This window comes from Roseomonas sp. TAS13, assembly GCF_001950415.1.
Taxonomy (GTDB): domain Bacteria; phylum Pseudomonadota; class Alphaproteobacteria; order Acetobacterales; family Acetobacteraceae; genus Roseomonas; species Roseomonas mucosa.
On record NZ_BDLP01000201.1, the window covers coordinates 1 to 7,923 of the forward strand.

Here is a 7,923-nt window from a genome sequence, read left to right on the forward strand (position 1 = left end):
GGATCTCGTAGCCGTCTTCGCCCGTATAGCCGGAGCGGCTGACCAGCGCGGGGCCACCCGCCAGCGTCACCTCGGCCACGCCCATGAAGGGCAGCGCCGCCACCTCGGGCGCCAGGGTGGCGAGGATGCGCTCGGCCGCCGGCCCCTGCAGCGCCAGCAGCGCGCGGTTGGGCATCGGCGCCAGGGTGACGGAAGGCGGCAGGATGGCCGCGATCGCCGCCTCGTCCACCGCCTTGCGGGAAGCGTTCAGCACCAGGAACATCCGGTCGCCGAGATTGGTGAACATGAAGTCGTCGAGGATGCCGCCCGCCTCGGTCATCAGCACGCCGTAGCGCTGCCGCCCGGGCTTCAGCCCCTGCACGTCGGCGGGGGTCAGCGCCTCCAGCGCCGCCGCCGCGCTCTCGCCCCGCAGCTCCGCCTGCCCCATATGGGAGACGTCGAACAGCGCCGCACCCTCGCGGCAGGCCTTGTGCTCGGCGATGATGCCGGCGGGGTACTGCACCGGCATCATGTAGCCGGCGAAGGGCACCATGCGCGCGCCCTGGGCGCGGTGCCAGTCGGCCAGCGGGGTCTCAAGCATCGTCTCGGCGGCGTCAGCCACGCATCCTCCTTCGCCGCTCAGGGCGGCGGAACGGAACGTGGCCCCCCTCTGTCCATGGACCTGAGAGATTCGGCCGGGCATGGCGCCCGCGCCTTACTCCGTCGGTGCCGGAACGCCCGTTTCGGGGCGGGCCGGGCTTTCCAGAGGCCCCTTCCCCGCGCGGTCCATCGGGCCTGAGCGTTTCCGGGGGCCGGTTGCGCCTTCGGCGGAGGCCGGCCGGTTCGGCACCGGACGGCCTCGCTCTCCCGCGCGGGATCAGCGGGTACGGGCCGTTATGACATTGCGGCATGGGCGCTGGCAACGGCGGCGAGTGGGCGGGAGTCTCGACTTTCGCTCCGTCATAGGATTATATTCCCCTTCAGGAGGGCAGAGGCCTTGCGCAGAACCGTCATCACCGAAGACAGCTTGCGGCGCGCCATGCGGGACGACCGTTACTGGCAGGTACTGGCAGGTCCAGCACCCGGAACGCGGGGCCTATGCCGGCTGGGTCACCAAGGGCTGGCAGGCGCTGGCCACCTCCCCGCTGCGCACGGCGGCGGGGCAGAGCATGGTCTCCGTGCGTGCCTATGAACGGCAGCGCAACGGCAGGCCGGAACACGTCTCCGCCTATACCCGCAGCGGGCGGGCCGGACAGGGAAGCACCGCCGCCACGCCCCGCCCCGGCATCGTCCCGGTCCAGCTCGGACCCGTCCTGCTGGCGCCCAGGCCACCCGTTCCTCCGCCACGAGCGCGCATCGCGCCCCAGGGGGCCACGGAGACACCCGAAACAGGCAGCCTTCCGAAAGATCCCGGACCGCCAAGACAGAAGAAACCGGGGTTGAGCGGCAAGAAGGCGGCCAGCGATGTTGCGAGCTGGGCAAGGGGTATCCCACGCGGGCAAAACCAGACAGCCGAGGAATACGCCACGAAGTTGATGAACGACCAGTATGGCAAAGGGAATTGGGAACGAACAGGAAAAGGGAGGCCAACCAATAGTGAATATAGCAGAATAAAAAATTATGGTGAGCGTGCATTCATTGAATGGATGCTTGGGATTGATACCGGAGGAAATATCATATGACCGGAAAAAGCGAAAACTTCTGGATCGTCGAGCATCACGAAATGGATGCGGACGGTGATGAAACGGAAACGGACGAGATCGAAATGTCGATGAAGCTCATAGGCATCTATTCGTCCGAAGAGAAAGCGAGACAGGCGATCGGACGCATGCGTCAGCTCCCCGGCTTTCGCGACTGGCCCGATGGCTTCCGCGTTTTCCATTACTGCGCGCCGTTGGATGACACCAGTTGGACGGAAGGCTTCGGCTTTGATCCCGATGATCCTGAGTGAATCGATCAGGGAATAGCACAGCCACCACACAGCGCGTGGCACCCGATATCGGACAAGGTAGGTGTCATGACGAAGATATGGCTGCTCTCTCACTACAAGCTCCAGGCCCACGAGGATGAGCGGATCAATCCGCGCAACCTTCTCTCCATGAAGAGCATCGGCATGTATTCCAGCCCACAGACGGCGGAGGAGGCCATTGCGCGACTGCTCGACCAGCCCGGCTTTCGCGACTGGCCCGGCGGTTTCCGCATTACCGAGGTGACGCTGGACCGGGACCTCTGGCCGGAGGGCTTCACCGAGGCCGGCTAACCCGCCGCGCCGCCGCCTCTTCCAGCATCGCCACCAGCGCCGCGTCGCCGCTGCCCTGGGCCAGGGTCAGGGCGGAACTCCCCTCCGGGTCTTCGCGCGCCGGATCGGCCCCGGCATCGAGCAGGATCTCCGCGATCTCCCGCTGCCCGAACATGGCGGCGAACATCAGCGGCGTGCGCCCCGCCCCGTTCGGCGCATCCGGCTCCGCCCCGGCGGCGAGGAGAACGCGGGCGATCTCCGCCTCCCCCTTGAAGGCCACGCCGGCCAGGGCGGTGCTGCCCTTGGCATCCGGCGCATCCACCGCCGCGCCCCGGGCGAGCAGCAGCGCGGTGGCGTCCTTCTGCCCGTTGTAGGAGGCCAGCACGATAGGCGGAAAGCCGCGCGCATCCGGCCGGTTGGGGTCCGCCCCGCCATCCAGGAAGGCGGCGAGCAGGTCCAGCCGTCCGTCGCGGACAGCGCCGTAGAACAGCGCCTCCAGCTCCTCGGGACCGAGGGTGGGCGGCGGGGGGATGGGGCGGTCGCTCATGCCCGCCCATCTTCCGGCAGGAGGCACCACCCCCGCAAGCGCCCCCTCCCCCGTTCTCCTCCCCGGGCCATGGCCTCAGCGGCGCGGGCCGCGCTGCCGGTTCAGCGCCAGTTCCTCGGGCGAGAGCTGGAAGCCCAGCAACACCTGCCGCTGCGCCGCCTCTCCCGGGGTCGCGGCGGGGATGCGGATGGAGATCTCCTCGCCACTGGTCTGCACCCGGTTCACATTGGCCGGGAATTCCACCGCGGCGGTGTAGTTCGCCTTGGCCAGGATGCGCCCTTCGTCCGCCGTGGTGACGGCCACGAAATAGGGCAGCGACGCCGTCCGGGTCGTGGCGGCGGGCCCGCGCTCGGCCGCCATGGCCAGGCGCAGCGTCACGTCCAGCCCCTTGTGCCCTGGCGCATAGTCGCACTTGGCCTGATAGCCGGTCAGCCGCGCGTCCAGCACCATGGAGGGGATGTCCCGCCCCGGGCCGCGATAGCGGGTGAGGTCCGCCGCCTCGCCCAGCAGCGAGACAGCCGGGCAAGGCGCCATGGCATTGGCCAGGGGATTCTTCGAGTCCGTGCTGCCGCAGCCGGCCAGCGCCAGGGCCACGAGAAGGGCGGGTGCCCCCCGGAAAGCCACGCCCCCGAAAGACAACCCCGGGCGCCCTGCGTGAAAAGCCATGCTATACTCCCCCTGTCCCAGGCGCCCGGGGATCGCTAGGTTGCGCCTGCCCCCGGCCGGGTGACCATCTCCCGGTGCCTGCCGCCACGAACTGGCACGAGAGACGCCCGACGCCAACATGCCCCACGACATGCCCGCCCACGCCCCCCTCTCCCCGCCGGTCACGGACCGCCCCGCCGCTGCCGCCACTAGGCCGCCCCTGACCGTGCTCCTTGCCGGACCACGCGGCTTCTGCGCCGGGGTGGACCGGGCCATCAAGATCGTGGAGGAGGCGCTGATCCGCCGCGGCGCCCCCGTCTATGTGCGCCATGAGATCGTGCACAACCGCTTCGTGGTGGAACGGCTGGAGGCCCTGGGCGCCGTCTTCGTGGAGGAGCTCTCCGAGATCCCCGACGACGGCCAGCCGGTGGTCTTCTCCGCCCATGGCGTGCCGAAATCCGTGCCCGCCGAGGCGCAGCGTCGCGAGATGTTCTTCCTCGATGCCACCTGCCCGCTGGTGAGCAAGGTCCATCGCGAGGTGGAGCGCCATTCCGCCACGGGCCGCCACATCCTGCTGATCGGCCATGCCGGGCACCCGGAAGTGGTCGGCACCATGGGCCAACTCCCCAAGGGCTCGGTGACGCTGGTGGAGGATGCCGCCCAGGCCCGCACGGTGCAGCCGCCCGTGGGCGTGCCGCTCGCCTTCACCACCCAGACCACCCTCTCGGTGGACGACACGGTGGAGATCGTGGCGATCCTGCAGGACCGCTTCCCGGACATCTCCAGCCCAACCAGGGAAGACATCTGCTACGCCACCACCAACCGGCAGGCGGCGGTGAAGGCCATCGCCCCGCGTGTCGAGCTGATGATCGTGGTGGGCGCTCCGAACTCCTCCAACTCCGTGCGGCTGCGGGAGGTGGCGGAGCGTGCCGGCTGCGCCCGCGCCATCATGGTGCAGCGTGGCCACGACCTCGACCCGGCGCTGGCCGAGGGCGTCGCCTCGGTGGGCGTGACCGCGGGCGCCTCGGCGCCGGAGGTGCTGGTGGACGAAGTGCTCGACCGGCTGCGCACGCGCTTCGACCTGAAGATCGAGGAAGTCGTGGTGGCGCGCGAGAACATCACCTTCAAACTTCCGGCTGCGCTGAAGGACTGATGGCCGTCTACACCGAAGTGACGGAGGCGGCGCTGGCCGCCTTCCTCGCCGGCTATGCGATCGGCGAGCCCCTCTCCCTGCGCGGCATCGCGGAGGGCGTGGAGAACAGCAACTTCCTGCTCGACACCACCCATGGCCGCTATGTCCTGACGCTCTACGAAAGGCGCGTGGACCCGGCGGAACTGCCCTGGTTCCTCGGGCTGATGCGCCACCTCGCCGCACAGGGCGTCGCCTGCCCGCAGCCCGTGCCCGGGCGCGATGGGGAGGCGCTGCGCGAGCTCGCGGGCCGCCCGGCGGCGATCTGCACCTTCCTGGAGGGCGCCTGGCCGCGCCAGGTCGCCCCCGCCCATTGCGCCGAGCTTGGCCGCGCCATGGCCGGCCTGCACGCGGCGGGCCGTTCCTATGCGGCGGAGCGGCCGAACGCCCTGGGGCCCGCCGCCTGGGCGCCGCTGCTGGACCGCTGCCGCGACGGCGGGGACGCGGTGCAGCCCGGCCTCTGCGACGAGCTGGCGCAGCATCTGGGCCTCATCCTGCGCGAATGGCCGAACCTCGCAGAGTACGGCACCCTGCCGCGCGGGCAGATCCATGCGGACCTCTTCCCGGACAACGCCTTCTTCCAGGGCGGGCACCTGACCGGGCTGATCGACTTCTACTTCGCCTGCACCGATCTGCTCGCCTACGACCTCGCGATCAGCCTGAACGCCTGGTGCTTCGACGCGGATCTCCGCTTCGTGCCGGAACGCGCGGCGGCAATGCTGACCGCCTACGAGGCCCTCCGCCCCCTCACCCCGGCGGAGCGCGCCGCCCTGCCCGTGCTCTGCGCCGGGGGGGCGATGCGCTTCCTGCTGACGCGCCTCTACGACTGGACCCACACGCCGCCCGGCGCGCTGGTGACGCGCAAGGACCCGCTCGAATACCTCGCGCGGCTGCGGCACTTCATGGGCCACAGGGCCCTTCCGGGGATCTTCGCCCATGCCGGCTGACAGCGCGACGATGGAAGACACCCAGGAGGCGTCCCAGGGGACCGAGGTCGAGATCTGGACCGATGGCGGCTGCAAGCCCAATCCCGGCCCGGGCGGCTGGGCCGCGATCCTGCGCTACAACGGCCATGAGCGGGAGCTGAGCGGCGGCGACCCGGCCACCACCAACAACCGCATGGAGCTGACGGCGGCGGCGCAGGCGCTGGAGGCGCTCCGGCGCCCCTGCAAGGTCGTGCTGCACACGGACAGCGAATACGTGCGCAACGGCATCTCCCGCTGGGTGCATGGCTGGGTGCGCAACGGCTGGAAGAACGCGGCCAAGGAGCCGGTGGCGAACTACGAACTCTGGCAACGCCTTCTTGCCGCCGCCAAGCCGCACGCCATCGAATGGCGCTGGGTGCGCGGCCATTCCGGTGACCCGATGAACGAGCGCGCGGACGTACTCGCCACCGCGGCGCGGAAGGCCATTTCCGGCAAGGGCTGAAGCCGCCTCGCCGGAAGGACGCCTTCCGCCTCAGCCGTAGCCCTTTTCCTCGCCCCGTCGGCGTTCCGCCTCGGCCTCCGCGGCGGACTTGTCGGTGACGGAAGCACCGGCTGCCGCATCCCCGGACGTACCCTCCCCGGCCGCATCCGTGGAAGCGGCAGCCGCCCCGCCCTGCCCTTCCTCCGCCGGGTGGAAGTCGAACTCCCCCCGGCCGCTCTGCCACTGCTGCACCGTCAGCACCCGGGCGCCGCCCTCGCTGCCATGCGGGCCATGCACCACCCCGGCGGCGAAGGTCAGGAAGCCGCCAGGACCGAAGCTCTCGCCATTCTCGGTCAGGTCGCCCTCCAGCACGTAATGCATCTCCGAACCGGCCTCGTGGAAATGCGCCGGGATGCGGCCGCCGGGCGGCAGATGGATAATGGTGGTGACGACGCCTTTCTCCTGGTCCTCGTTCAGGATCTGCACGCGGAACTCGCCCTCGGCGCCGGGGATCTCGAAGACGACCGGCGCGGCGGCATCGGCCGCGAGCTTCAGGGGACTCTGTGACATATGGCTTCCTCCGCCTTGGGTCGCCGGAAGCTGGTCACGGATCGCCATCGCGCCAGACGGAGGGCGGCTTCACGGTTGCAGGAGAAGGCGGGCCGTTCAGCCCCCCGCCAGATGCTCCCGCAGGCGCGGCATCAGCTCCACGAGGTTGCAGGGCTTGTGCCGGGCGTCGAGCTGGAAGCGGAGGATGTCGTCCCAGCCGTCCTTCACCGCCCCGGTGCTGCCCGGCAGGGCGAAGAGATAGGTGCCGTCCGCCACGCCGCCGATGGCGCGGGACTGCATCGTGGAGGTGCCGATCTTGGCATAGCTCAGCATCCGGAACAGCTCGCCGAAGCCGGCGATCTCCTTCTCCAGCACGCGGGCGAAGGCCTCCGGCGTCACGTCGCGGCCGGTGATGCCGGTGCCGCCGGTGCTGATCACCACATCCACATCCGGATCGGCGATCCAGCGGCGGAGCTGCGCCTCGATGGCATCGGCCTCGTCGCGCAGGATCTCCCGCGCCACCAGCCGGTGCCCCGCCGCCTCGACCCGCGCCGCCAGCGTGTCGCCGGACCGGTCGCTGGCGCGGTCGCGCGTGTCGCTCACCGTGAGCACCGCGATGTTCACGGGCAGGAAGGTCAGGCTCTCGTCGATCGGCATGGCGGCATCCCCATCACGTCACTCTCCGGCCCCTGCTTACAGGCTTCCAGGCTTCGTTCCCATGCGCCGCCGCGCCGTCACCCCCGCTGGCCCGCCCCGAACCGCCACCACAGCAGCAGGGAGGCAAGAAAGGCGCCCAAGGCGAGAAGGGTGCCGAGGCCCATGGCCCAGCCCGCGCCCAGCCCCTCGATGACCGGCACATAGGCCAGCGGCGCGACGGCGGACAGCAGCAGGCCAGGGGTGATCAGCGCTCCGGCGATCCGCCCATAGGCACGATGGTCGAAGAGAACCAGCGGCAGGGCACCGCGCGTGATGGTGGTCAGCCCGTTCGCCGCCCCGTAGAGGAGCGAGAAGAGCACCGCCACCGTGGCCGAGGTGCCGCTCCACAAGGCCAGCACGAAACCGAGGGCGAGGCCGCCCGTGGCGAGCAGGTTCAGGCTCAGCGCGCCCATGCGGCTGCCCGACAGGATCTCCGCCAGCCGCGCGGCGGACTGGCCGATGCCGCGCAGCGTGGCCACCCAGACCGCCGTTGCCAGCCCCAGGCCCAGCCCGGAGAGCAGCGTGATCATATGCGCCGACATGGCCGCGTTCAGCACGCCGATGAGCAGGACGATCGCGGCGTAGAGCGCCCCGGCGAGGCGGCGCTCGCCCCCGTCCCGTGCCAGCGCCTGTCTCTTGATCACATCTACGCACAGCTCCACCGTAAGGCGA

At 70.2% G+C, this 7,923-nt stretch carries 10 protein-coding genes, 2 pseudogenes and 2 riboswitches; of the genes and pseudogenes, 6 read left to right on the forward strand and 6 right to left on the reverse strand.

What is annotated here, in order from left to right:
• Window positions 1–601: pseudogene (locus ROTAS13_RS15135) on the reverse strand (glycine cleavage system protein T); the annotation flags it as partial.
• A gap of 45 nt (window positions 602–646) precedes the next feature.
• A riboswitch (glycine riboswitch) is annotated at window positions 647–748 on the reverse strand.
• Window positions 749–751: 3 nt separating this feature from the next.
• Window positions 752–859, reverse strand: a riboswitch (glycine riboswitch).
• Window positions 860–1,418: 559 nt separating this feature from the next.
• Here ROTAS13_RS15135 and ROTAS13_RS26370 point away from each other — a divergent pair.
• From ROTAS13_RS26370 to ROTAS13_RS15145, 3 genes are all read left to right on the forward strand, one after another.
• On the forward strand, window positions 1,419–1,661 hold the full coding sequence (locus ROTAS13_RS26370) for a hypothetical protein (RefSeq protein ID WP_139323380.1): 243 nt from the start codon (window positions 1,419–1,421) through the stop codon (window positions 1,659–1,661).
• Window positions 1,658–1,930, forward strand: a complete 273-nt coding sequence (locus ROTAS13_RS15140; protein ID WP_019461331.1) for a hypothetical protein — start codon at window positions 1,658–1,660, stop codon at window positions 1,928–1,930. Before ROTAS13_RS26370 ends, ROTAS13_RS15140 begins: the two co-directional genes overlap by 4 nt.
• Window positions 1,931–1,996: 66 nt before the next feature.
• Window positions 1,997–2,239, forward strand: a complete 243-nt coding sequence (locus tag ROTAS13_RS15145) for a hypothetical protein (RefSeq protein WP_075822751.1) — start codon at window positions 1,997–1,999, stop codon at window positions 2,237–2,239.
• On the opposite strand, the gene ROTAS13_RS15150 is transcribed toward ROTAS13_RS15145, so the two are convergent.
• Complete coding sequence (locus ROTAS13_RS15150; protein WP_019461329.1) at window positions 2,223–2,765, reverse strand: ankyrin repeat domain-containing protein; 543 nt, start codon at window positions 2,763–2,765, stop codon at window positions 2,223–2,225. The two genes, ROTAS13_RS15145 and ROTAS13_RS15150, sit on opposite strands and share 17 nt — an antisense overlap.
• A gap of 75 nt (window positions 2,766–2,840) precedes the next feature.
• Window positions 2,841–3,431, reverse strand: coding sequence for a hypothetical protein (locus ROTAS13_RS15155; RefSeq protein ID WP_075822752.1), 591 nt, complete (start codon window positions 3,429–3,431; stop codon window positions 2,841–2,843).
• 130 nt (window positions 3,432–3,561) lie between these two features.
• On the opposite strand from ROTAS13_RS15155, the gene ispH reads away from it, so the two are divergent.
• From ispH to rnhA, 3 genes are read left to right on the forward strand one after another with little or no spacing between them, the layout of a single operon-like run.
• On the forward strand, window positions 3,562–4,563 hold the full coding sequence (gene ispH / locus ROTAS13_RS15160; protein WP_085977410.1) for a 4-hydroxy-3-methylbut-2-enyl diphosphate reductase: 1,002 nt from the start codon (window positions 3,562–3,564) through the stop codon (window positions 4,561–4,563).
• Window positions 4,563–5,546 (forward strand): homoserine kinase, encoded by a 984-nt coding sequence (locus ROTAS13_RS15165; RefSeq protein ID WP_019461326.1) that lies wholly within the window; start codon window positions 4,563–4,565, stop codon window positions 5,544–5,546. Before ispH ends, ROTAS13_RS15165 begins: the two co-directional genes overlap by 1 nt.
• Window positions 5,536–6,027, forward strand: coding sequence for a ribonuclease HI (gene rnhA, locus ROTAS13_RS15170; protein WP_019461325.1), 492 nt, complete (start codon window positions 5,536–5,538; stop codon window positions 6,025–6,027). The genes ROTAS13_RS15165 and rnhA overlap by 11 nt, the downstream gene beginning before the upstream one ends.
• A 30-nt stretch (window positions 6,028–6,057) precedes the next feature.
• Here the strand turns inward: rnhA and ROTAS13_RS15175 are convergent, their stop codons facing one another.
• The 3 genes and pseudogenes from ROTAS13_RS15175 to ROTAS13_RS15185 form a co-directional block, all read right to left on the reverse strand.
• Window positions 6,058–6,576 (reverse strand): cupin domain-containing protein, encoded by a 519-nt coding sequence (locus ROTAS13_RS15175; protein ID WP_019461324.1) that lies wholly within the window; start codon window positions 6,574–6,576, stop codon window positions 6,058–6,060.
• A 96-nt stretch (window positions 6,577–6,672) separates the two neighbouring features.
• A complete protein-coding gene (gene moaB, locus ROTAS13_RS15180) occupies window positions 6,673–7,212 on the reverse strand; it encodes a molybdenum cofactor biosynthesis protein B (RefSeq protein ID WP_019461323.1) in 540 nt (179 codons plus the stop codon).
• A 77-nt stretch (window positions 7,213–7,289) separates the two neighbouring features.
• Window positions 7,290–7,923: pseudogene (locus ROTAS13_RS15185) on the reverse strand (MFS transporter); the annotation flags it as partial.

What these genes read in the sequence shown, in the direction of transcription:
- ROTAS13_RS15155 (WP_075822752.1), bottom strand. Translation starts at nt 3,431, where the DNA reads ATGGCTTTTCACGCAGGGCGCCCGGGGTTGTCTTTCGGGGGCGTGGCT.
- ROTAS13_RS15165 (WP_019461326.1), top strand. Translation starts at nt 4,563, where the DNA reads ATGGCCGTCTACACCGAAGTGACGGAGGCGGCGCTGGCCGCCTTCCTC.
- ROTAS13_RS15140 (WP_019461331.1), top strand. Translation starts at nt 1,658, where the DNA reads ATGACCGGAAAAAGCGAAAACTTCTGGATCGTCGAGCATCACGAAATG.
- ispH (WP_085977410.1), top strand. Translation starts at nt 3,562, where the DNA reads ATGCCCGCCCACGCCCCCCTCTCCCCGCCGGTCACGGACCGCCCCGCC.
- rnhA (WP_019461325.1), top strand. Translation starts at nt 5,536, where the DNA reads ATGCCGGCTGACAGCGCGACGATGGAAGACACCCAGGAGGCGTCCCAG.
- ROTAS13_RS15145 (WP_075822751.1), top strand. Translation starts at nt 1,997, where the DNA reads ATGACGAAGATATGGCTGCTCTCTCACTACAAGCTCCAGGCCCACGAG.
- ROTAS13_RS15175 (WP_019461324.1), bottom strand. Translation starts at nt 6,576, where the DNA reads ATGTCACAGAGTCCCCTGAAGCTCGCGGCCGATGCCGCCGCGCCGGTC.
- ROTAS13_RS15150 (WP_019461329.1), bottom strand. Translation starts at nt 2,765, where the DNA reads ATGAGCGACCGCCCCATCCCCCCGCCGCCCACCCTCGGTCCCGAGGAG.
- moaB (WP_019461323.1), bottom strand. Translation starts at nt 7,212, where the DNA reads ATGCCGATCGACGAGAGCCTGACCTTCCTGCCCGTGAACATCGCGGTG.